Origin of the sequence: Pantoea sp. Ep11b (assembly GCF_040783975.1) — a bacterium.
GTDB lineage: Bacteria > Pseudomonadota > Gammaproteobacteria > Enterobacterales > Enterobacteriaceae > Pantoea.
Map to the genome: position 1 here is coordinate 3,497,066 of NZ_CP160631.1, position 23,165 is coordinate 3,520,230.

At 58.7% G+C, this 23,165-nt stretch carries 21 protein-coding genes; 3 read left to right on the forward strand and 18 right to left on the reverse strand.

The genetic code is table 11. The features are described 5' to 3' along the window. Positions 1-164: 164 nt before the first annotated feature. From truD to cysG, 9 genes are all read right to left on the reverse strand, one after another. The gene (gene truD, locus AB1748_RS16425) at positions 165-1,205 is read right to left on the reverse strand and encodes a tRNA pseudouridine(13) synthase TruD (RefSeq protein ID WP_111141647.1); all 1,041 of its coding nucleotides are present in this window, start codon (positions 1,203-1,205) and stop codon (positions 165-167) included. After that, a complete protein-coding gene (ispF, locus tag AB1748_RS16430) occupies positions 1,202-1,684 on the reverse strand; it encodes a 2-C-methyl-D-erythritol 2,4-cyclodiphosphate synthase (protein WP_293770465.1) in 483 nt (160 codons plus the stop codon). Before ispF ends, truD begins: the two co-directional genes overlap by 4 nt. Beyond that, a complete protein-coding gene (gene ispD / locus AB1748_RS16435) occupies positions 1,684-2,400 on the reverse strand; it encodes a 2-C-methyl-D-erythritol 4-phosphate cytidylyltransferase (protein WP_111141645.1) in 717 nt (238 codons plus the stop codon). Before ispD ends, ispF begins: the two co-directional genes overlap by 1 nt. Positions 2,401-2,403: 3 nt before the next feature. Then, a complete protein-coding gene (gene ftsB, locus AB1748_RS16440; RefSeq protein ID WP_111141653.1) occupies positions 2,404-2,721 on the reverse strand; it encodes a cell division protein FtsB in 318 nt (105 codons plus the stop codon). A 176-nt stretch (positions 2,722-2,897) separates the two neighbouring features. Then, positions 2,898-3,218, reverse strand: a complete 321-nt coding sequence (locus tag AB1748_RS16445; RefSeq protein ID WP_111141643.1) for a DUF3561 family protein — start codon at positions 3,216-3,218, stop codon at positions 2,898-2,900. 54 nt (positions 3,219-3,272) lie between these two features. Next, positions 3,273-3,878: an adenylyl-sulfate kinase gene (gene cysC, locus AB1748_RS16450; protein WP_111141641.1), complete on the reverse strand. Its 606-nt coding sequence runs from the start codon at positions 3,876-3,878 to the stop codon at positions 3,273-3,275. Continuing rightward, positions 3,878-5,305, reverse strand: coding sequence for a sulfate adenylyltransferase subunit CysN (cysN, locus tag AB1748_RS16455; protein WP_111141639.1), 1,428 nt, complete (start codon positions 5,303-5,305; stop codon positions 3,878-3,880). Before cysN ends, cysC begins: the two co-directional genes overlap by 1 nt. An 11-nt stretch (positions 5,306-5,316) precedes the next feature. Further along, positions 5,317-6,225, reverse strand: a complete 909-nt coding sequence (gene cysD / locus AB1748_RS16460) for a sulfate adenylyltransferase subunit CysD (protein ID WP_111141637.1) — start codon at positions 6,223-6,225, stop codon at positions 5,317-5,319. A gap of 9 nt (positions 6,226-6,234) precedes the next feature. Further along, positions 6,235-7,650 carry a siroheme synthase CysG gene (gene cysG / locus AB1748_RS16465; RefSeq protein ID WP_111141635.1) on the reverse strand — a complete coding sequence of 472 codons (1,416 nt, stop codon included), beginning with the start codon at positions 7,648-7,650 and terminating at the stop codon, positions 6,235-6,237. A gap of 366 nt (positions 7,651-8,016) precedes the next feature. Here cysG and AB1748_RS16470 point away from each other — a divergent pair, with 366 nt between their 5' ends. Together AB1748_RS16470 and AB1748_RS16475 are read left to right on the forward strand one after the other, a co-directional pair. Next, a complete protein-coding gene (locus AB1748_RS16470; protein WP_367395788.1) occupies positions 8,017-9,030 on the forward strand; it encodes an aminopeptidase in 1,014 nt (337 codons plus the stop codon). A 9-nt stretch (positions 9,031-9,039) separates the two neighbouring features. After that, the gene (locus AB1748_RS16475) at positions 9,040-9,324 is read left to right on the forward strand and encodes a YciI family protein (RefSeq protein WP_111141631.1); all 285 of its coding nucleotides are present in this window, start codon (positions 9,040-9,042) and stop codon (positions 9,322-9,324) included. Between the two features lie 71 nt (positions 9,325-9,395). Here the strand turns inward: AB1748_RS16475 and AB1748_RS16480 are convergent, their stop codons facing one another. The 3 genes from AB1748_RS16480 to cysJ are packed head-to-tail and all read right to left on the reverse strand — an operon-like array spanning position 9,396 to position 13,653. Next, entirely contained in the window at positions 9,396-10,130 is a 735-nt protein-coding gene (locus AB1748_RS16480) for a phosphoadenylyl-sulfate reductase (RefSeq protein ID WP_293770354.1), read from the reverse strand. Beyond that, complete coding sequence (gene cysI / locus AB1748_RS16485) at positions 10,127-11,848, reverse strand: assimilatory sulfite reductase (NADPH) hemoprotein subunit (RefSeq protein ID WP_111141627.1); 1,722 nt, start codon at positions 11,846-11,848, stop codon at positions 10,127-10,129. The genes AB1748_RS16480 and cysI overlap by 4 nt, the downstream gene beginning before the upstream one ends. Beyond that, entirely contained in the window at positions 11,848-13,653 is a 1,806-nt protein-coding gene (gene cysJ, locus AB1748_RS16490) for an NADPH-dependent assimilatory sulfite reductase flavoprotein subunit (RefSeq protein WP_111141625.1), read from the reverse strand. Before cysJ ends, cysI begins: the two co-directional genes overlap by 1 nt. 298 nt (positions 13,654-13,951) lie before the next feature. Here cysJ and queD point away from each other — a divergent pair, with 298 nt between their 5' ends. Then, the gene (gene queD, locus AB1748_RS16495; RefSeq protein ID WP_128086326.1) at positions 13,952-14,311 is read left to right on the forward strand and encodes a 6-carboxytetrahydropterin synthase QueD; all 360 of its coding nucleotides are present in this window, start codon (positions 13,952-13,954) and stop codon (positions 14,309-14,311) included. 88 nt (positions 14,312-14,399) lie between these two features. On the opposite strand, the gene queE is transcribed toward queD, so the two are convergent. The 6 genes from queE to rlmD all read right to left on the reverse strand — a co-directional run bounded on the left by queE (position 14,400) and on the right by rlmD (position 23,127). Continuing rightward, positions 14,400-15,071 carry a 7-carboxy-7-deazaguanine synthase QueE gene (queE, locus tag AB1748_RS16500; protein WP_293770360.1) on the reverse strand — a complete coding sequence of 224 codons (672 nt, stop codon included), beginning with the start codon at positions 15,069-15,071 and terminating at the stop codon, positions 14,400-14,402. A gap of 310 nt (positions 15,072-15,381) precedes the next feature. Beyond that, positions 15,382-16,677: a phosphopyruvate hydratase gene (gene eno, locus AB1748_RS16505; RefSeq protein WP_111141425.1), complete on the reverse strand. Its 1,296-nt coding sequence runs from the start codon at positions 16,675-16,677 to the stop codon at positions 15,382-15,384. Between the two features lie 76 nt (positions 16,678-16,753). Continuing rightward, positions 16,754-18,391, reverse strand: a complete 1,638-nt coding sequence (pyrG, locus tag AB1748_RS16510) for a glutamine hydrolyzing CTP synthase (protein WP_010248572.1) — start codon at positions 18,389-18,391, stop codon at positions 16,754-16,756. A 229-nt stretch (positions 18,392-18,620) separates the two neighbouring features. Next, positions 18,621-19,409, reverse strand: coding sequence for a nucleoside triphosphate pyrophosphohydrolase (gene mazG, locus AB1748_RS16515; RefSeq protein WP_367395789.1), 789 nt, complete (start codon positions 19,407-19,409; stop codon positions 18,621-18,623). A gap of 140 nt (positions 19,410-19,549) precedes the next feature. After that, positions 19,550-21,781 (reverse strand): GTP diphosphokinase, encoded by a 2,232-nt coding sequence (gene relA / locus AB1748_RS16520; RefSeq protein WP_111141427.1) that lies wholly within the window; start codon positions 21,779-21,781, stop codon positions 19,550-19,552. Positions 21,782-21,810: 29 nt separating this feature from the next. Beyond that, on the reverse strand, positions 21,811-23,127 hold the full coding sequence (gene rlmD, locus AB1748_RS16525; protein WP_111141428.1) for a 23S rRNA (uracil(1939)-C(5))-methyltransferase RlmD: 1,317 nt from the start codon (positions 23,125-23,127) through the stop codon (positions 21,811-21,813). Positions 23,128-23,165 lie beyond the last annotated feature (38 nt).

Below are 23,165 nucleotides of genomic sequence, written 5' to 3' on the forward strand. Positions count from 1 at the left end.
GGTCGCTGTAACTGAACCTGTCTGAACGGCATGGCGACAGGTGGGACATGGACAGCGATTTTTGCATTCTAGCGAGGCACGCGAGGAAGTGGTAGGCGTAAATCACAGGACGACGGGGGTTTGCCGCAACATTACCCACACAGCGGGTCAGGTTGCGGCAATGCTTATTCATCAGGCTGGTCGGGCGAGTCCGCGTAAGTCAGCAGTTCCCGGACAACGCTGGTGGCAAAGCTGCCGGCGGGCAGCCAGAACGCCAGCGCCAGTGTCGCCGCATCCTGCCAGTGCCACTGCATATCGCGCGGCACCACCAGCATCGCGCGGCGTGCGGCGTCCACTTTCTCGCGTTCGAGCAGTCCGGTCAGCAGCGTGGCATCCGCCAGTGCCTGCTGTTCAAAGGCCAGCGCCTCCGCCTGCGGGCCTGGCTCGCCCCGCCCCGGCAGCGGCGCGGTAATGCGCAGCTCATGCTGGTTGACCCGGCGCTGCGACTCAGCCAGCTCATCGGGCTGGGCGACAAACCAGCTGCCGCGCCCGGTCAGCTGCAGTGCATCGCCGTTGAGCACCTGAGTCAGTCCACCCTGCTGCTGCAGACGTGCGCTGGTCACCTGATTAAACAGCGCACTGCGCGCGACAGAGAGCATCAGGCTGCGTTTGTTGCGGTCGCGCAGGGTGATCTCATTGCGCGCCCACTTCTGCGCCATCGCGAGATTGTTACCACCGCGACCAAAACGCTGCTCACCGAAATAGTTCGGCACGCCCGCCGCGCAGATCTGCGCCAGCCGGGTTTCAACGGCATCACGGTCGCTGATTTCACGAATGACCAGCCGGAAGGCGTTGCCTGCCAGCGCACCGATGCGCAGCTTACGCTTGTGACGTACCGCCTGCAGAATCTCTACGCCTTCCAGCGCGAAACCGCGCAGATCGGGCATGGTATTGCCTGGCAGACGAAAACAGAGTGTCTGCTCTGTTACCGCGTGGCGGTCTTTCATTCCGGCATAGCTGAGATCGCGCGCAGGTACGCCAAGATATTTTGCCAGCGCTTCCGCCACGAAGCGGGTGTTAGCCCCCACTTTCCGGATGCGCACCAGCAGATGCTCACCTTCCCCATCCGGGCCATAACCCAGATCTTCCACCACCACAAAGTCTTCCGGCTTCGCCTTGATGACGCCAGAGGCGGCGGGCGCACCGTGCAGGTAAGTCAGATTCATTGGCTGTCTGCTTTCAACAGTAAGGCCACCGCCTCGCAGGCGATCCCTTCACCGCGCCCGGTAAAGCCCAGCTTTTCGGTGGTGGTGGCTTTCACGTTGACCGCATCCATATGGCAGCCCAGATCTTCTGCAATATTGATTCGCATCTGCGGCACATGCGGCAGCATTTTAGGTGCCTGCGCGATAATCGTGACGTCCACATTGCCGATGCGATAGCCTTTGGCTTCGATACGACGCCAGGCCTCGCGCAGCAGGCCCCGGCTGTCCGCGCCTTTAAAGGCGGGATCGGTGTCGGGAAACAGTTTGCCGATATCGCCCATCGCGACGGCCCCCAGCAGAGCGTCAGTGAGCGCATGCAGCGCCACATCACCATCCGAATGGGCGATAAAACCGTGCTCAAATGGGATCCGCACACCGCCAATCACTAACGGACCTTCTCCGCCAAAGGCGTGAACGTCAAAACCGTGACCGATACGCATCATGCGCTCTCCTTTAATTGAATCTGACTGAGATAAAATGCCGCCAGCGCCAGATCTTCTGGCCGGGTGACTTTGATGTTATCGCTGCGTCCGCTGACCAGCAGCGGATGGTAGCCACAGTACTCCAGCGCCGAGGCTTCATCGGTGATGGTGGCACCTTCGGCCAGCGCCCGCGTCAGGCAGGCGGTAAGCAGCGCATGCGGGAAGAACTGCGGCGTTAAGGCGTGCCAGAGGTCATCGCGTTCCACCGTGTGGGCGACCGCCGCTTTGCCCGGCTCGCCCCGTTTCATGGTGTCGCGCACCGGCGCGGCCAGAATGCCGCCGACGTGACTCTGCTGACGCACATTCAGCAGTTGCTGAAGATCGTCGGGATGCAGGCAGGGACGCGCGGCGTCATGGACCAGCACCCACGCGGAACCCTGAGCGGCCTGTAAGCCAGCCAGCACCGATTCAGCACGCGTCTCACCGCCCGTCACCCGGAGCACACGCGGATCCTGGGCCAGCGGCAGTGAACTGAAGTACTGATCGTCGGGGCTGAGGGCGACAATAACCTGTCGGATAGCAGGATGGGAAAACAGACGGGCAATGCTGTGTTCCAGAAGGGTGTGCTGACCAATCGTCAGATACTGCTTCGGACAGGTTGCCTGCATGCGGCTGCCGATCCCGGCAGCGGGCACCACGGCAATCACATCCGCAAGGGAGGCCAGAGTGTTCATGTTTTATCGTTGTTGGTTTTGCGCAGAGAGTTGCGCGTTGCGTTTGTTCTGGTCAGGCACCAGACGATAGAAAGTCTCACCGGGCTTAATCATGCCCAGTTCATTGCGTGCACGCTCCTCGATCGCTTCCGAGCCGCCATTGAGATCGTCAATTTCGGCAAACAGCTGATCGTTGCGCGATTTCAGTTTGGCATTGTTTGCCTGTTGCACCGCGACATCATCATTGACGCGCGTATAGTCATGGATGCCATTTTTCCCCAGCCACAACGAATATTGCAGCCAGCCAAGCAGCACCAGTAACAGTAACGTCAGTTTTCCCATCCCGCCCCCTAAAAACGGCCCAATCATCCCATAACTTTGCACAGGACTCCACACCAGCGGCGAAAATGGCGCGCTTTGCGCTGTGTCTGCGCAAAATATGAATCAGTGCCGATTCTTAGGGAAAAGATTTGTAACCTGCCGATGCGTTTGCACATCAGTGCAGGCGGAGAGAGGGCTTACCAGCCGGAGAGAAAAGAGAACATCAGCCAGAAGAGCGTGACCACGATAATCACCGTGGCGAGCGCAGCCCAGAGCCACTGACCGCTGAGCAGCGTGTTCAGTGCAATACCTGTGACCACGGCGACCGGCAGCAGCGCCAGAAAGAATGGCCAGGTATAAAGAAAGAAAAACAGCGTGTTAGAGCCGAACAGCAGGAAAGGGATCGCCAGCGCGCACCAGTAAGCGAGAAAGCCGATCACGCCGCCCGGCAGCAATGAGCGCGGCTCATCACGGGAGGCGTCATCTTTACGGGCGAGCATTGGGGTAATGTTCTGCATAGGCATCCTGTTGGAGCGAGGGCGGCAAATCAGAAGCGATCTGCCGCTGTCTCTTCAGGATCTGATGATATCGCGGTCGCGCAGCAGGTCTAACAATTGGGCCGCCAGTTTTGTAACCAATTGTTCGCCATCCAGCTGGATTTCCGGGCGGTCCGGCGCCTCATACACGCTGTCGATTCCGGTGAAATTACGCAGCTCGCCGGCACGCGCTTTCCGGTACAACCCTTTGGGATCGCGCGCTTCACACACCGCCAGCGGCGTATCGACAAACACCTCGATAAACTGCCCCGGTTCCAGCAGATCGCGCACCATCTGCCGCTCGGCGCGATGCGGCGAGATAAAGGCCGTCAGCACTACCAGCCCGGCATCCACCATCAGTTTCGCCACTTCGCCGACCCGCCGGATATTCTCTTTGCGGTCATCATCGCTGAAACCGAGGTCACGGCAGAGGCCGTGACGCACGTTATCACCGTCCAGCAGATAGGTGCTGACGCCGATGCGATGCAGCGCCTGCTCCAGCGCGCCCGCAACGGTCGATTTACCCGAGCCAGACAGCCCGGTAAACCACAGCACCACCCCCTGATGGCCATGCTGCTGCTCGCGTGAGGCGCGGGTCACCGGATGATCATGCCACACCACGTTCTCATCATGCACGGCCATTACTGACCGCCCAGCAGATCACGCGCATTCCAGTGCGGGAAGTGGCGGCGCACCAGCGCATTCAGTTCCAGTTCAAAGGCGCTGAACTCACCGCTGTTAACCGGCGCATCCAGGTGCGGCTGATGGATCATGCCAGCCCCGACGGTGACGTTGCTCAGGCGATCGACAAAGATCATGCCGCCGGTTACCGGGTTCTGCTGATAGCTGTCGAGCACCATCGGCTCATCAAAGGTGATCTCAACGCGACCGATGCCGTTCAGCGGCAGCGCATCGACCTGATGTGTCTCCAGCGAGTTGATCTCAACCTGATGCAGCACCTTTTCCACCCGGCCACGGCTCTTCTTACCGGCGATTTTCAGGTCGTAGCTCTGACCGGCCTGCAGCGGCTGCTCTGCCATCCAGACCACGTCAACGCTGGCCGACTGAACCGCCGTCAGCGTTTCACCAGCGTCAACCAGCAGATCGCCGCGGCTGATATCAATCTCATCCTGCAGCACCAGCGTGATCGCCTCGCCAGCGCCCGCTTCCTGCAGATCGCCATCAAAGGTGACGATGCGCGCAACGGTGGACTCGACGCCGGAAGGCAGCACTTTCACACGCTGTCCCACCTGCACGCTGCCCGACGCCAGCGTACCGGCATAGCCACGGAAATCCAGGTTCGGACGGTTGACGTACTGCACCGGGAAACGCATTGGCTGATGATCGACGACGCGCTTCAGCTCCACGGTTTCCAGCACATCCAGCAGCGTCGGGCCGCTGTACCACGGCATGGTCTGGCTGGCAGAGGCGACGTTGTCCCCTTCCAGCGCCGACATCGGCACAAAGCGGATGTCGAGATCCTCCGGCAACTGGGCCGCAAAATCGAGGTAATCCTGTTTGATCTGTTCGAAGCGTTCCTGGCTGTACTCCACCAGATCCATCTTGTTGATCGCCACGACCAGATGTTTGATCCCCAGCAGCGTCGAGATAAAGCTGTGACGGCGGGTCTGATCCAGCACGCCTTTGCGCGCGTCGATCAGCAGGATCGCCAGGTCACAGGTTGAAGCGCCGGTCGCCATGTTACGGGTGTACTGCTCGTGGCCCGGCGTGTCGGCGATGATAAATTTACGCTTTTCGGTTGAGAAGTAGCGGTAGGCCACATCGATGGTAATGCCCTGCTCACGCTCCGCCTGCAGGCCATCCACCAGCAGTGCCAGATCCAGCTTCTCACCCTGGGTGCCGTGACGCTTGCTGTCGTTGTGCAGCGAGGAGAGCTGATCTTCATAGATCTGACGGGTGTCATGCAGCAGACGACCGATCAGGGTACTTTTTCCATCGTCCACGCTGCCGCAGGTCAGAAAACGCAGCAGGCTTTTGTGTTGCTGCGCGGTCAGCCAGGCTTCAACGCCGCCCTGGTCGGCAATCTGTTGTGCAATTACGGTATTCATCTGGCGTCTCCTTAGAAATAACCCTGACGTTTTTTCAGTTCCATCGAACCGGACTGATCGCGATCGATCACGCGGCCCTGACGCTCGCTGGTGGTGGAAACCAGCATCTCTTCGATGATCTCCGGCAGCGTCTGCGCCTCCGACTCTACGGCGCCGGTCAGCGGCCAGCAGCCCAGCGTACGAAAACGCACCATCCGTTCGGTGATCTCCTCGCCCGGCTGCAGGTTGATGCGATCGTCATCGATCATCATCAGCATGCCATCACGCTCCAGCACCGGACGCGGTGCGGCGAGATAGAGCGGCACGATCTCGATGTTTTCCAGGAAGATGTACTGCCAGATATCCAGTTCGGTCCAGTTCGACAGCGGGAAGACGCGAATGCTTTCGCCTTTGTTGATCTGACCGTTGTAGTTGTGCCACAGCTCAGGACGCTGGTTTTTCGGGTCCCAGCGGTGGAAACGGTCGCGGAAGGAGTAGATACGCTCTTTCGCGCGAGACTTCTCTTCGTCACGACGTGCGCCGCCAAAGGCCGCATCAAAACCATATTTGTTCAGCGCCTGCTTCAGCCCTTCGGTCTTCATGATGTCCGTGTGTTTGGCACTGCCGTGGACAAAGGGGTTGATCCCCATCGCCACGCCTTCCGGGTTGCGGTGAACCAGCAGCTCTGCGCCCATCGCCTTCACGGTGCGGTCACGGAATTCGTACATTTCACGGAATTTCCAGCCGGTATCCACATGCAGCAGCGGGAATGGCAGCGTGCCGGGGTAGAAGGCTTTGCGCGCCAGATGCAGCATGACGGACGAATCTTTACCGATGGAATACATCATCACCGGATTGCTGAACTCCGCCGCCACTTCGCGAATGATATGGATACTCTCCGCCTCCAGCTGACGCAGATGAGTGAGTCGTTTTTGGTCCATGATTTTCCCTCAAGCCAGATTGACAACGGCGGACTCGCGAGTCCCCTGCTGTGCCGAATGTTTAAACCAGGCGAGTTGCCCGTGCAGATTGACCACCTCTCCAATCACCAGCAGCGCCGGAGTGGGTGCTGAGGCGGCCAGCGCCTCAAGTTGTTCTAAGGTGCCGGTCAGCACCTGCTGATCCTGGCGGGTACCGCGGCTGATGACCGCTACCGGCGTGGATGGCGCACGACCGTGCGTGATTAACGCTTCGCTGATCGCGGCCGCCTTCACGGTACCCATATAGATCGCCAGCGTCTGACGCGCACGCGCCAGCGATGGCCAGTCGATGTCATGCCCGTCCGGGCGGCAGTGACCGGTGATAAACATTACGCTCTGCGCGTAGTCGCGATGCGTCAGCGGAATACCGGCATAGGCCGTTGCGCCTGCGGCGGCCGTAACGCCCGGCACCACCTGGAAGGGAACACCCGCCTGCTGTGCCGCCTGCAGCTCTTCGCCACCGCGGCCAAAGATAAAGGGATCTCCCCCCTTGAGCCGCACGACCCGCTTACCCTTAAGCGCCAGGGAAACCAGCAGCTGGTTGATCTCGTCCTGCGGCAGCGTATGGGCGCTGGCGCGTTTGCCGACGCAGATGCGGTCGGCATCGCGGCGCACCAGATCCAGCACCTCTTCACTGACCAGATGGTCATACAGCACCACGTCGGCCAGCTGCATCACCTGCAGCCCGCGCAGCGTCAGCAGGCCGCTGTCGCCCGGGCCCGCGCCCACCAGGAAGATCTCGCCCTGACGGGTGGGTTCGGCCTGAAGTTCACGATCCAGCGTCTGTTTCGCCTCTTCCACATTGCCGGCGGACATCTGGCTGGCAAACTGCCCCTCAAAGGCGCGTTCCCAGAAGCGGCGACGGTCAGACATGCGGCTGAAGCGCTGTTTGACCTTATCGCGCCAGAGTCCGGCCACCTCCGCCATCTGTCCCAGACTGGCGGGCAGCAGCGTTTCGATTTTTTCGCGCAGCATACGGGCCAGCACCGGTGCGGTGCCGCTGGAGGAGATCGCCACCACCAGTGGTGAGCGGTCAACAATCGAAGGGAAGATAAAGGTGCATTTCGGCTGGTCATCGACCACGTTGACCAGCTTATGCCGCGCATTAGCGGCTTCGAAAACCCGGGTATTGAGTGCGTTATCGTCGGTGGCGGCAATCACCAGAAAGACGTTATCCAGCTGGGCCGGATCAAATTCTGTCGCCACCCACTCCAGCGCCTGCTCATCCAGCAGTGCCTGCAGTTCAGGGCAGAGCTCACGGGACGCGATCTGAATATGCGCGCGCGCGCGGCGCAGCAGTTCAATTTTACGCGCCGCAATATCTCCACCGCCGACAACCAGAACCGGGCGGCCAGAGAGATCGGCAAAAAGAGGCAGATAGTTCACGTTAACCCTGATGTTTTAACTTTGTATTAACGGGACTATACGTCGCGGGGTTCAGGCAGATGAAATTACGAATTGGAATGAGTAGTTACCGAATGGAATAAAGCCCCCGCAAAGCACAGAACAAATTGATCTTAAGAGATGAAATTTAATGGCTTTTTCGTGAAACAGTTCACAGATTCAGGCGCCCCGGCGCCTGGCCAAAAGCAGATAAGTGCCAGCAGTAATAGCACGCCGTGCTGAGCGGCGGCCTCAGCGCCCGAATCCACTCACCAGATAGCGGAACAAAAGGAGTATAATGCGTCCGGCGTGACGGGCCGTGACCCGCACACAGCACGGCTCCCGGATAACGAAAAAAAAGGATGCACTATGTTTTGTTCCCTCCGCTTGAGGGTAGCGACAGTTTTGTTTGGCGCACTCATTTCTCCGCTGGCGCTGGCGCTGCCAGCCGGTCAGTTTGCCGAGCAGCAGGTCCGGCACATCGCCACCCTCTTCCCCGGCCGGATGAGCGGCAGCCCGGCGGAGCTGATGGCAGCGGACTATCTGCAGCAGCAATTCTCCGCACTGGGTTATCAGACTAATACCCGGCAGTTCAACACCGGCTACAGGTGGCAGGAGGATGACGGCACGCAGCGCTGGCATAAGCTCACGGCCACCTCGGTCATTGCCGCACGCGCAGGCAGCGTGCCGCAGGAAATCCTGATCGTGGCGCATCTCGATACCTGGACGCCGCAAAACAGCAGTCAGGCCCGCCGTAACCTGGGCGGCTTACGCCTGCAGGGTGTCGACGATAACGCCTCGGGCCTGGGGGTGATGCTGGAGCTGGCCCAGCAGCTGAGCCATAAACCGCTGCACTACGGCATACGCTTTGTGGCGCTGAGCGCCGGGGAGTCGGACCTGCACGGTATGGACGATTATGTTGCGCGGATGAGCGCGCGTGAAAAGAAAAACACGCTGCTGGTGATCGATCTGAACAGCCTGATCACCGGCGATCATCTCTATTTCAACAGCGGCATGAACACGCCACGCGTCGTGCGCAAGCAGACCAGCGAACGCGCGCTGGTGCTGGCGCGTCAGCAGGGTATCCCGGCGGCCAGCTATCAGATCAGCCACAACGATTTTAAAGGCCCGAATGCCTTTGACCGGGCGGGCTTCCCGTTGATGGATGTGACCGCCAGCAACCGGGCGCTGGGTAACAAAGATGGCGGTATACAGCGTCATCGCAGCCGTCACTTTCCGGATGGCGTCACCCGTCATCAGACCGATCTGGATAACCTGAGCTATCTTGACCGCTGGCTGCCGGGCCAGATAGCGTTGCGAACCCGCGACAGCGTGCGCGTGCTGCTGCCGCTGATCAGCGAACTGGCCAACCCCAAAGTGTAAGGATCTGACATGTACGTGGTCTTTCTGAACTATGTTCGTCCGGTTGAGGAGGTGGAAGCCCTGCTGGCCCCCCATATTGACTGGCTTGACCGCTATTTTGCGGCAGAGGTGTTTATCGCGGCAGGCCGCAAAGATCCGCGCACCGGCGGTATGCTGCTGGTCAGGGATATCGAACGGGAGCGGCTGGATGCGATTCTGGCGGAAGATCCGTTTGTCGCCGTGGCGCAGTATGAGGTGACGAAGGTTAATGTGACCCGGTCAGCGGACGCCTTTGCCGCACTAAGCGGAATTTAGCGGCGAACGGCCATGCGTCGGGCGCAGGGCCGTTCAGGGCTTCTCTCCCGTAGCGGGAGAGAAGCGCAGCATCACCCTTCGTGCAGGCCGCACTCGCGTTTCAGCCCGAAGAAGCGCGTCTCCTCCTCTGCCATACCCGGTTCCCACTTGCGGGTGGTATGGGTATCGCCCACGGAGAGATAGCCCTCATCCCACAGCGGATGGTACTTCAGCTTGTGCTGCTCCAGATACTGATGAATCTGACGGTTGTCCCAGTCGATGATCGGCAGCAGCTTAAAGACGCCACGCTGCACGCCCAGCACCGGCAGATTGGCCCGGCTGCCGGACTGATCGCGGCGTAAGCCGGCAAACCAGGTCTGCGCACCCAGCGTCTCCAGCGCGCGGTTCATCGGCTCAACCTTGTTGATCTCGTTATATTTCTCAATCCCCTCTACGCCCTGCTCCCACAGTTTGCCGTAGCGCGCTTCCTGCCAGGCCGGTGAGGTGTCGGCGCGGAAAACTTTGAGGTTGAGATTGAGCTGGTCGGCCAGCTCATCAATAAAACGATAGGTCTCCGGGAAGAGATAGCCAGTGTCCGTCAGGATCACCGGGATATTGGGCTGCTGACGCGTCACCAGATGCAGCGACACCGCGGCCTGAATCCCGAAGCTGGACGAGAGCACATAGGCACCCGGCAGATTCTCCAGCGCCCAGCTGACCCGCTCTTCCGCTGAGGCTTTCTCCAGCTGCGCATTGGTCGCGGCCAGCGCCATTGCGCGCTGGACCTTAGACATCGCATTCAGTGCGGCGAGGTCGGGCTGACTCATTTTGCTTCCTCCCAGAAATCGCGTGCCGGGTCCAGCACCGGCGCAACAATGCCTGCGCGGATGGTGAAGTCACCAAAGCCTTCCGCGGCCTGGCGTTCGGTGGCCCAGCGTCCCACCAGCTCATCAATGGTGGCGAGAATTTCGCTTTCGTTAATGTTTTCCCGATACATACGGGGGATGCGCGTCCCGATGCGGTTACCGCCCAGGTGCAGGTTGTAACGCCCCGGCGCTTTACCCACCAGGCCCAGCTCTGCCAGCATGGCACGGCCACAGCCGTTAGGACAACCGGTGACGCGTAACACAATGTGCTCATCACCCACACCATGCGCATGCATAATCTCTTCGACTTTGGTCACGAACGCAGGCAGGAAGCGCTCAGCTTCCGCCATCGCCAGCGGACAGGTCGGGAAGGCCACACAGGCCATGGAGTTTTCACGCTGCGGCGTCACCTGCTCCATCAGACCATGTTCACGGGCAATCGCTTCAATCGTCGCTTTTTCACTTTCCGGCACGCCTGCCACAATCAGGTTCTGGTTGGCGGTCAGGCGGAAATCGCCCTGATGGATTTTCGCAATTTCCGCAATCCCGCTTTTCAGCGGACGGCCCGGATAGTCGAGCAGGCGGCCGTTTTCGATAAACAGCGTCAGGTGCCATTTATTGTCGATGCCTTTAATCCAGCCAATGCGATCGCCACGGGTGGTGAACTCATAGGGGCGGATCGGTTCAAAGGTCACGCCTGCGCGCTTCTCGACTTCCGCTTTAAAGGTTTCGACGCCAACGCGCTCCAGAGTGTATTTGGTCTTAGCGTTTTTACGATCGGTACGGTTACCCCAGTCGCGCTGCGTCGTGACGACCGCGGCGGCCACATCCAGGATCTTCTCTGCCGGGAAGTAGCCAAACTCACTGGCGGTGCGGGCATACGTAGCTTTGTTGCCGTGCTCAATTGACAGCCCGCCACCGACCAGCAGGTTAAAGCCTGTCAGCCTGCCCTGCTCGGCCACGGCGACAAAGTTCAGATCGTTGGCGTGCAGATCCACATCGTTATGCGGCGGGATCACGACGGTCGTTTTGAATTTACGCGGCAGATAAGTTTCGCCGAGGATCGGCTCCTCATCGGTGGTCGCGACTTTTTCCTGATCCCACCAGATCTCCGCATAGGCGCGGGTGCGCGGCAGCAGATGCTCAGAGAGCTTCTTCGCCCACTCATACGCTTCCTGATGCAGCTCTGACTCCACCGGGTTTGAGGTACAGAGCACGTTACGGTTCACGTCGTTGGCGGTCGCCAGCGCATCCAGCCCCACTTCGTGCAGCATCTGGTGCGTCGGCTTCACGTTCTTCTTCAGAATACCGTGGAACTGAAAGGTCTGACGGTTCGTCAGACGGATGCTGCCATAAATCGTTTTATCGGTGGCGAATTTGTCGATAGCCAGCCACTGCGTTGGCGTAATGATGCCGCCCGGCAGACGGCAGCGCAGCATCATGGCGTGACGCGGCTCCAGCTTCTGCTCAGCGCGCTCGGCACGGATATCGCGGTCATCCTGCTGGTACATGCCGTGAAAACGGATTAGCAGGAAGTTATCGCCGGTAAAGCCGCCGGTCAGGCCCTCTTCCAGATCTTCTTTAATAGTGCCACGCAGATAGTTGCTCTGCTTCTTCAGACGCTCGGCATCTGACAGTTTGCCTTCTACAACCAGCGGTCCAGGGTGTTTATCGCTCATTAGTAAACGTCTCGCTGATAACGGCGCTCAATGCGCAGCTCACTTAAAAATTCGTCGGCCGCTTCACGATCCATTCCGCCGTGTTCGACCACCACATCCAGCAGTGCCTGCTCGACGTCTTTTGCCATACGATTTGCGTCACCGCATACGTAAAGGTGTGCGCCCTCTTCAATCCAGCGCCACACTTCCGCCCCTTTCGCGCGGATCTTATCCTGAACGTAAATCTTTTCGGCCTGATCGCGTGACCAGGCGAGGTCGATGTGGGTCAGCAGACCATCCTTCACATATTTCTGCCACTCCACCTGATAGAGGAAGTCCTCCGTGAAGTGCGGATTACCAAAGAATAGCCAGTTTTTACCGCTGGCACCGTCGTTGTCGCGCTGCTGCATAAAGGCGCGGAACGGGGCGATGCCGGTGCCCGGGCCGATCATGATCACGGGTGCATCCGGATTGGCTGGCAGGCGGAAATTGTCGTTGTGTTCGATAAAGACGCGGACCTCGCCCTCTTCTTCGATGCGATCGGCCAGCCAGGTGGAGGCCCCGCCGCCGCGCTGACGACCTTCGATATCGAAGCGAACGGCACCGACGGTGATGTGCACTTCGCTGTCGGTTTCCGCCTGGGATGAGGCGATAGAGTAGAGTCGCGGCGTCAGCGGACGCAGCAGCGTGGTCAGCTGTTCAGCGGTAAGTTCAGCCGGGGCCAGACGCACCATATCCACGATCGGATAGCGCTGCGCATACTGCTGCAGGCGCGCTTTATCATCCACCAGCGACAGCAGCTCCGCATCTTTCGACAGCTGAGCATACTGCGCTACGATCTGTGCGGTGTTCACCGTCAGTTCAAAATGTTTCTGCAGCGCCTCTGCCAGCGGCAGCGTGACACCATTCACCGCGACCGGCTCATCGCCTTTCAGCCAGACCAGTTCCAGCAGTTCGCTGACCAGCGCCGCATCGTTTTCATACCAGACGCCCAGCGCATCGCCAGGCTGGTAGCGCAGACCCGAGTCGCCCAGATCGATTTCGATATGGCGCACATCTTTGTCGGAATCACGGCCGGTGATCTTCTGGTTCACCGCCAGGCTTGCGCTGAGCGGTGACTCTTTGCTGTAAGGGCTGGTGGTGACTTCGTTGACGCTGCCTGCGGCGGTCGCCGTCGCCTGGGCGGGCGATTCGGCGGGCACCCGCTGTTTCAGGATCGCCGTCAGCGCGCTGCGCCAGGCGATGGCCTGATCCGCATACTCGACATCGGCATCGACCCGATCCAGCAGACGCTCGGCGCCCAGCTCGGCCAGGCGGCTGTCGAAATCCTTGCCTGCCTGACTGAAGAATTCGTAGGAGGTATCACCCAGGCCAAAGACGGCAAAGGCCGCACCCTCCATTTTTGGTGCCTTCTTCGACATCAGGAATTTATGCAGCGCCACCGCCTCTTCCGGCGGCTCGCCTTCACCCTGGGTGGAGGTCACGACGACCAGCAGCTTCTCCTGGCCAATCTGTTTGAACTTGTAATCCCCGGCATTCACCAGGCTGACGTTCAGCTTCGCGGCCAGCAGGTCATCGCGCAGCTGCTCAGCCAGTCGGCGGGCATTGCCCGTCTGCGAGGCGGAGAGCAGCGTAATGGCTGGCGCTTCGACCGCGGCGGGTGGAGGGCTGGCGACGGCGCTGCCCGGGGTCTGTTCCACCCGGCCCCAGAAATAGCCTGACAGCCACGCCAGTTGAGTCGGGGAATAATCTGTCGTCGCCGCCTGTAAGCGGGCGAGTTGTTCCGGGGAGAGCGGAAGCATTGAACCAGGTGCCTGAGTCGTCATCGCGTAAAAAATTCCAGTATCAGAAGTCCGGACCGTAAATGGCGGAAGAGTACGTAGGTTACCGGGCTGTATATTAGCGATTAAATACACCTTCGACATATCAAATAACCAAAATGACTAAGTGGTTTTCCAGATAGGCCTAATCGCTAAAAGTGGTAATTAAAGCGGTGATATATCAGTTAATTAGCTGGGCACCCGCAGGCGGTGCGGCGGGAAAAGAGACGCTTTGTGCTATGCGGGTGCGAAAAAAGCGCTAATCAGGTAGAATCCAGCGGTTTTTAAATGTCTGAGAACCACTATGTCTACCACCCTGTTTAAAGAGTTCCAGTTCGAAGCCGCGCACCATTTACCGAATGTGCCGGCCGGACACAAATGTGGCCGTCTGCACGGTCACTCGTTCCTGGTTCGTCTGGAGATCACCGGCGAAGTGGATGCGCATACCGGCTGGGTAATGGATTTTGCTGAATTAAAAGCGGCGTTTAAGCCGGTCTATGATCGGCTGGATCACTACTACCTGAATGAGATTCCCGGCCTGGAAAATCCCACCAGCGAAGTGCTGGCCAGATGGATCTGGGATCAGATGAAGCCGCAGCTGCCGCTGTTAACCGCGGTTATGATCAAAGAAACCTGCACTGCAGGCTGCGTTTACCGCGGCTAACCCTGTCGGATCGAAGTTTTCGATCCGACACGTCCCCTCTCCGCTTCCGCTCACCTTAGGTTTAGCTCCCCGGCGCGCTGCCGCAGGGTCAGGCAATATTGAGATATTTGTGGGTCTGCATCGACAGACGCCAGTTGCGGGCAATGCAGGTTTCAATGCAGAGCCGGGTGGCATCCTCTTTGCGGCTGATCGGCTGTAACGCGATGATGCGCGCTTTGGCATCCTTGACGCCTGCCAGCAGCTGATCCAGCGCTTCCACATCCCGCTCGCGGGCGACCGGATGTTTGATCTCATCGGCCCGGCTCAGCGCCTGATCCAGCACGTCGTAGCCACCGCGCATGTTGACCTTTGGCGAGACGGTCACCCAGGTCTGTTCGGAACAGTGGATCGCATGCGTGCCGCTGGTTTCGATCTGACACTGAAAACCCTGCTCTTCCAGGGCTGTGGTCAACGGACGCAGGTCGTAGATCGCCGGTTCACCGCCGGTGATGACCACATGCCGGGCCGTCCAGCCCTGCTCTGCGATGGCGCGCAGCAGCGTCGTCGCGTCGGCGTCGCCCCAGGCATCGCTTTCCACCGTTTTAATCAGAATATCGCCCAGCGACGTTTCCCGATCTGCCCGCTTTTCCCAGGTATGTTTGGTATCGCACCAGCTGCAGCCTACCGGGCATCCCTGCAGGCGAATGAAGATAGCAGGCACGCCGGTGTAATAGCCTTCGCCCTGCAGCGTCTGGAACATTTCGTTAATCGGGTAGAACATTATTTACTCACCTGGAGAAATCGGGGCGCTGATTATGGCAGATTTGCCGCGCAGCTCAACCACGCGTCGTGCTTTTTCTCTGCGCCGGGCAGAACAGAGAAAGGCGCGTTAAGACGGCGGACAGGCGCAATGCGCAGCGGAGGGAGAGGCGTTCTGCGCAGGGAACTGGGCGGGCGGGCAGAGAGGCCGCGTCTGGCCGTTGGCTGAGGGCGTTCTTCTCTGCATCATTACCGCCGCCAACAAAAAGCCCCGCACGGGGCGGGGCTTTCAGCATCTGTGATGCCGCGTGAAGCGACATCAGCAGGGGTCATTACTGACCTTTAACTTCTTTCAGACCGTTGAATGGCGCTTTAGAACCCAGCGCTTCTTCGATACGGATCAGCTGGTTGTACTTGGCAACACGGTCAGAACGGCTCATTGAACCGGTTTTGATCTGGCCTGCAGCCGTACCGACCGCCAGGTCAGCGATGGTCGCATCTTCGGTTTCGCCTGAACGGTGAGAGATCACAGCGGTGTAGCCTGCATCTTTCGCCATTTTGATCGCAGCCAGGGTTTCGGTCAGAGAACCGATCTGGTTGAACTTGATCAGGATGGAGTTAGCGATACCTTTTTCGATACCTTCTTTCAGGATTTTGGTGTTGGTGACGAACAGGTCGTCACCCACCAGCTGGATTTTGTCGCCCAGAACTTTGGTCTGGTAGGCGAAGCCATCCCAGTCAGATTCGTCCAGGCCATCTTCGATAGAGACGATCGGATACTGTTTAGTCAGATCTTCCAGGAAGTGGGTGAACTCTTCTGAAGTGAAAGCTTTACCGCCTTCACCGGCCAGAACGTATTTGCCATCTTTGTAGAACTCAGATGCCGCACAGTCCATCGCCAGGGTGATATCTTTGCCCAGCTCGTAGCCTGCAGCTTTTACCGCTTCTGCGATAACGGCCAGCGCTTCGGCGTTGGAACCCAGGTTTGGCGCGTAGCCACCTTCGTCACCAACAGCGGTGCTCATGCCTTTGCTTTTCAGCACTTTTGCCAGGTTGTGGAACACTTCAGAACCCATGCGGATGGCTTCTTTCACGTTTGCCGCGCCAACCGGCTGGATCATGAACTCCTGGATGTCGACGTTGTTGTCGGCATGTTCGCCGCCGTTGATGATGTTCATCATTGGCAGTGGCATAGAGTATTTGCCTGGGGTGCCGTTCAGTTCAGCGATGTGCTCATACAGCGCCTGGCCTTTAGAGGCTGCAGCGGCTTTCGCGGCGGCCAGTGAAACGGCCAGAATGGCGTTAGCACCGAAGTTAGATTTGTTCTCAGTACCGTCCAGGTCGATCATGATCTTATCGATGTTCGCCTGATCTTTCGCGTCTTTGCCTTTTACCGCTTCAGCAATCGGACCGTTTACTGCAGCAACGGCTTTAGTTACGCCTTTGCCCAGGAAACGTGATTTGTCACCGTCACGCAGTTCCAGCGCTTCGCGTGAACCGGTAGAGGCACCTGATGGCGCAGCGGCCAAGCCAACAAAACCGCCTTCCAGATGCACTTCAGCTTCAACAGTCGGGTTACCACGTGAGTCGATAATTTCGCGACCGATGACTTTTACGATTTTGGACATTACGATTTTCCTCAGTACAAGTTAGTCAATCCTAAGACAAGCAACGCGCGAAAAGTTCGCGCGCTGCCTGTGAAACTTACTTCGCTAAACGCTTCTGATGCTCATGCGCGGCTTTCACAAAGCCGGCAAACAACGGATGGCCATCGCGTGGGGTCGAGGTAAACTCCGGGTGGAACTGGCAGGCTACAAACCAAGGGTGGTTCGGGATCTCAATGATCTCGACCAGCTGATCGTCGCCAGAACGACCCGCCACACGCAGACCGGCTGCTTCAATCTGCTTTAACAGCATATTGTTGACTTCATAGCGGTGACGATGGCGCTCAACGATGGTATCAGAGCCGTAGAGCTGGCGAACCTGGCTGCCCGGCGTTAACTGACACTGCTGGCTGCCCAGACGCATGGTGCCGCCCAGATCGCTCTGCTCGCTGCGGACTTCGACGTTGCCATCTTCGTCACGCCATTCGGTGATTAACGCCACCACCGGGTATTTACAGTCTGGCACAAATTCCGTGGAGTTGGCGCCCGGCATCCCGGCGACGTTGCGGGCGAACTCCATCAGCGCGACCTGCATGCCCAGGCAGATGCCGAGGTAAGGCACGTTGTTTTCACGGGCGTACTGCGCGGTCATCAGCTTGCCTTCCACCCCACGGTAACCGAAGCCACCCGGGATCAGAATCGCATCCAGATCTTTCAGTAATTCGACACCGCGTGATTCAACATCCTGCGAATCGATCAGCTTGATGTTGACGGTCACCCGGTTTTTCAGGCCGCCATGCTTCAGCGCTTCAATCACAGATTTGTAGGCGTCAGGCAGCTCAACATATTTGCCCACCATACCGATGGTGACTTCACCGCCCGGATTGGCTTCTTCGTAAATCACCTGCTCCCACTCGGCCAGGTTGGCTTCCGGTGCGTTCAGATTGAAACGCTTGCAGATGTAGTCATCCAGGCCCTGTGATTTCAGCATGCCTGGGATCTTGTAGATGGAATCCACGTCTTTCAGCGAGATTACCGCTTTTTCAGGGACGTTACAGAACAGGGCGATTTTGGCGCGTTCGTTGGCCGGAACGGCACGATCGGAACGGCAAATCAGCACGTCAGGCTGGATACCAATCGACAGCAGCTCTTTTACCGAGTGCTGGGTCGGTTTGGTTTTCACTTCACCCGCCGCCGCCATGTAAGGCACCAGTGTCAGGTGCATATACATTGTGTGTTCGCGACCCACATCAACGGCCATCTGGCGAATCGCTTCCAGGAACGGCAGCGATTCGATATCCCCTACCGTGCCGCCGATTTCGACCAGCACCACATCATGACCTTCGCCGCCTTCAATGATGCGCTCTTTAATGGCGTTGGTGATGTGCGGGATAACCTGAATGGTGGCGCCCAGATAGTCGCCACGACGCTCTTTGCGCAGGACTTCGGAGTAGATGCGGCCAGTGGTGAAGTTGTTACGGCGCGACATTTTGGTACGGATGAAGCGCTCATAGTGACCCAAATCCAGATCGGTTTCGGCGCCGTCGTCGGTGACGAACACTTCACCGTGCTGTGTCGGGCTCATGGTGCCTGGATCCACGTTGATATACGGGTCCAGCTTCATGATGGTCACGTTCAGACCACGGGCTTCGAGAATGGCTGCGAGGGAGGCTGCGGCAATGCCTTTACCCAGAGAGGAAACGACCCCGCCGGTCACAAAAATATAATTCGTTGTCATGCTGAACCTGAGAGTTTAGGTTTAAAGACGGTGGAATAACCAGGACGGGAAAACAGTATACTGGAAACCGCTATCAGCCACAATTGATGAATCACAGCCATCCTCCAACGCATTGCTACGGCTAACATAGCGGATAGCCGTTGCCTAAATGTTGACGTGCGTCACAAAGTTGCCTCCGCGCTGAATCGAGTAAGCGCGAACGGCGACTTTATGCACAGCGCTGGAATAATCAGCGCTTCTCGTCTGATTTCACCTGCTGCCAGGCGGCTTCCATCTGCTCCAGCGTGGCGCCCGGCATCGCCAGCCCCTGGGCTACGATGATCGCCTCGACCTGGCGGAAGCGGCGCTCAAATTTGTCGTTGGCTTTCTGCAGCGCGGTTTCCGCTTTACTGCCCAGATGCCGCGACAGGTTAACGGTCGCGAACAGCAGGTCGCCGATCTCCTCCTCCAGCTTCTCACTGTCCACCACGCTCTGCTGCGCCTCGTGCATCACCTCATCGATCTCTTCATGCACCTTCGCCACCACCGGCCCCAGCGTGCTCCAGTCGAAGCCGACGTTGTGGCAGCGTTTCTGAATCTTGTGGGCGCGCATCAGCGCGGGCAACGCTTTCGGGATATCGTCCAGCGCCGAGTGCTGGGCTTTGTCCGCCCGTTCAGCGGTTTTAATCGCTTCCCAGTTTTTCAGCACCTCATTGCTGGTTTCAGCCATGGCATCGCCGAAGATGTGCGGATGACGGCGCTCCAGCTTGTCGCTGATGGCGTGACAGATATCTTCAAAGTTGAAGCGATCCTGTTCGTTCGCCATCTGCGCATAGAACACCACCTGAAACAGCAGATCGCCCAGCTCACCGCGCAGATCGTCAAAATCTTCGCGCTGAATGGCATCCAGCACTTCATAGGTCTCTTCCAGCGTGTAGGGGGCGATGGAGGCGAAGGTCTGTTCGCGATCCCACGGACAGCCCTGCTGCGGGTCGCGCAGGGTTTTCATGATGCCAAGCAGGCGATCAATAGCGTTCATTTCAGGCGGGTCCTTAACGTGTCAGATCGGGGGCGAAGCGCGAGGCGGCGAGAGCCGGACGCTGAATCGCGTCCGGCTCTCAGGCAGAGCAGATAACACCCGCGCAACCTCGTCCAGCCGGTTGCTCCGCTGGCTGCCACTCAGTGCAGGCGACGGGCGTCAATGATATCAGAGACCTGATTCAGGCGCGCAAGCACCCGCCCCAGGACCTGATGGTTGTAGATCTCGATATCCATGTCGATGGTCGCCAGCTGCTTGCGGGTATCGCTGCGGCTTGAGACGCCCAGAACATTGACTTTCTCGTTGGCGAGAATCGTCGTGATATCGCGCAGCAGACCGCTGCGATCGTTGGCGGTGACGCGCACCACCAGCGAGTAGCCGCTGGAGTAGCTTTCGCCCCACACCGCATCGACAATACGCTCCGGTGCATGGGAGATAAGCTCCGCCAGCTGGTCACAGTCGGCGCGGTGAATTGAGATCCCGCGCCCCTGGGTGATAAAACCGACGATGTCATCACCGGGGATCGGCTGGCAGCAGCGGGCGATGTGGTGCATCAGATTGCCCACGCCCTCTACCACGACACGCCCGCTCTCTTTGCGGGCCGAAGGGGTATGCGCTTTCTGGGTCAGCTGACGCAACGCTTCGCGATCTTCCTCTTCGGCGCTTGGCTTGTTCAGCTTCGCCTGCAGGAAGTTGACCATCTGGTTCAGGCGGATATCGCCGCCGCCGATCGCCGCCAGCAGCTCCTCCAGCGAGGTCACGTTGTAGCGCGGCAGCAGCAGTTTTTCCGCTTCGCGCAGGCTGATATCCAGCTGATTCAGTTCGTTGTCCAGAATCTGACGGCCGGCGACAATGTTTTTGTCGCGATCCTGCTTGCGGAACCAGTTATGGATCTTCGACCGCCCACGGCTGGTGGTGATATAGCCCAGATTCGGATTGAGCCAGTCGCGGCTTGGATTCGGCTGCTTTTGCGTGATGACTTCGACCTGGTCGCCCATCTGCAACTGATAGGTGAACGGTACGATGCGGCCACCGATTTTTGCACCGATGCAGCGGTGCCCGATGTCGCTGTGAATGTGGTAGGCAAAGTCGAGCGGGGTCGATCCCGCCGGCAGATCCACCACGTCGCCTTTCGGGGTAAAGACGTAGACCCGGTCATCAAACACCTGACTGCGGACCTCTTCCAGCAGCTCGCCGGAGTCGGCCATCTCCTCCTGCCAGCTGATAAGCTTACGCAGCCAGGCGATCCGCTCTTCGTGACCGGCGGCGCCGCGCGCGCTGCTGGAGGTCGGCCCCTCTTTATATTTCCAGTGCGCCGCCACGCCCAGTTCGGCATCTTCATGCATCTGGCGGGTACGGATCTGGATCTCCACCGTTTTGCCCTGCGGTCCTAACACCACGGTGTGGATCGACTGATAGCCATTGGGCTTCGGGTTGGCGACGTAGTCGTCGAACTCGCTCGGCAGATGGCGATAGAGCGTATGCACCGTACCCAGCGCGCCGTAGCAATCCTGCAGGCGGTCAGCCACGATGCGCACCGCCCGCACGTCAAACAGCTCGTCGAAGGCCAGCGACTTCTTCTGCATCTTGCGCCAGATGCTGTAGATATGTTTCGGACGGCCATAGACTTCGGCGCGGACGCCCTCTTTGGCCATCTCTTTACGCAGGTTATTGACGAAGTTTTCGATGTACTGCTCACGGTCGATCCGCCGCTCATGCAGGAGCTTCGCGATGCGCTTATATTCGTCGGGATGGAGGTAACGGAAGCAGTAATCTTCCAGCTCCCATTTGAGCTGGCCGATCCCCAGCCGGTTAGCCAGGGGCGCATAGATATTGGTGCTCTCTTTGGCGGCCAGCACCCGCTCATCTTCCGGCGCATCTTTCATTTCGCGCAGGTTCATGATGCGTTCGGCCAGCTTCAGCACCACGCAGCGGAAATCTTCCACCATCGCCAGCAGCATACGGCGGACATTATCCACCTGTTCAGACGCCATGGAGTCGTTATGGATGGCTTTCAGCTGACGGATAGCGTCCATGTCGCGCACGCCATGGACCAGCGAGACGATGCCTTTGCCGACGGCAGTTTCCAGCTCCTCTTCACTGACCACTTCATCGTTAGCCAGCGGGAAGATCAGCGCCGCACAGAGGCTTTCGATATCCATGCTGAGCATCGAGAGGATTTCTACCATCTCAATACCGCGCCACAGCAGCAGCGACTGATCGGGATGGTCCTGCGTCTGCGCTTCGCAGTAGCGCCAGGTCTCAGCAAGGCGTTGACATGATTGCGGGTTGGCAATACCGAGACTGGCGATCCACTGGTCGAGGGCGAAATCCCCCTCAGTATTTAAATGCGCACTTCTGACCGCAACCATAACCTCTCCTGCACAACGACATACATCGCTTATGTTTTTCTGAACAGCACCATGGATTCGAGATGGCGGGTATGTGGGAACATATCCAGCATCGCGACCCTTTCCAATTGGTAGCCCGCCGACAGCAATGTCTGGCTGTCACGGGCGAGCGTTGTCGGATTACACGAAACATAGACCACGCGTTCTGGTGCAAGTTTAACCACATGCGCCATTACGCCCGCAGCCCCGGCGCGTGCCGGATCGAGTAATACCTTGTTAAATCCCTGTGCCGCCCACGGCTGGCGCGACACTTCTTCTTCCAGGTTATGCTGAAAGAAACTGACATTTTTAAGATTATTCAAATCAGCATTATACGCTGCCTGCCGCACTAATGCTGCAATCCCCTCCACACCTACGACATTTTGTACGAAGATTCCTATAGGAAGTGTGAAGTTTCCCATACCGCAAAAGAGATCCAGCACCCGGTCTTGCGGCTGCAGATCGAGCCAGCTTATGGCCGTCGCCACCATCTGCTGATTCACGCCATCGTTAACCTGAATAAAATCCTGTGGACTAAAGGTTAGCTTAAGCTGATGCGCATGATAAAACGGCGTGGTCGCCTGTAACGCGGTCAGCGTTTCATCGCCCGCGTCCAGGAACAGCATCAGCTGGTGCTCATGCGAAAAGCGTTCCAGTTTTTCACGATCGTCCGCATGGAGCGCATCAAGATGGCGCAGGATCATCAGCGGGCCATTGTCCGCCAGCACCAGCTCCACATGACCGAGCCGCCGCACCGCCCGCAGCCCGCTAAGGCAGTGGTGCAGCGGAACCAGTAATGCCTCAAGTTCGGGCACCAGAACGGGGCAATGCTGCACATCGACCAGATCGTTGCTGGACGCCTGACGGAATCCCATCTGCAACCGCTGCGCCTTGTTGTGCCACTGCAGGCCCAGCCGGGCGCGGCGGCGATAGCCCCAGGGCGCCCCGGCGATCACCTCATCGACCGGTACTTCCCGGGCGGCGGCCTGGCTCAGCATCCGGCTCAGCGCCTGAACCTTGCTCTGCTGCTGGAGCGCCACCTCCGCATGTTGCTGCTGGCAGCCGCCGCAGCGTTCATAGTGCGGACAGGGCGGCGTCACACGCGCCGGGCTGCGGCTGAGCAGTTGTGTCACTTTCGCCCGGGCAAATTGACGTTTATCCTCTGTCAGCGTGACCTCCGCCTGTTCACCCGGCAGAGCGCCCGTGACAAACAGGGCTTTGCCCTTGTGGCGCGCCACGCCCTGCCCGAACGGGTCGAGCTCATCGATGGTGACGGTGATGCGCTGTTGCGTCGTCGCGCGCTGTTTTGCAACGTAAAATTGCGCCATAGTGTTCTTCTTTCTCTTTATCGATACGGCCTGCAGAG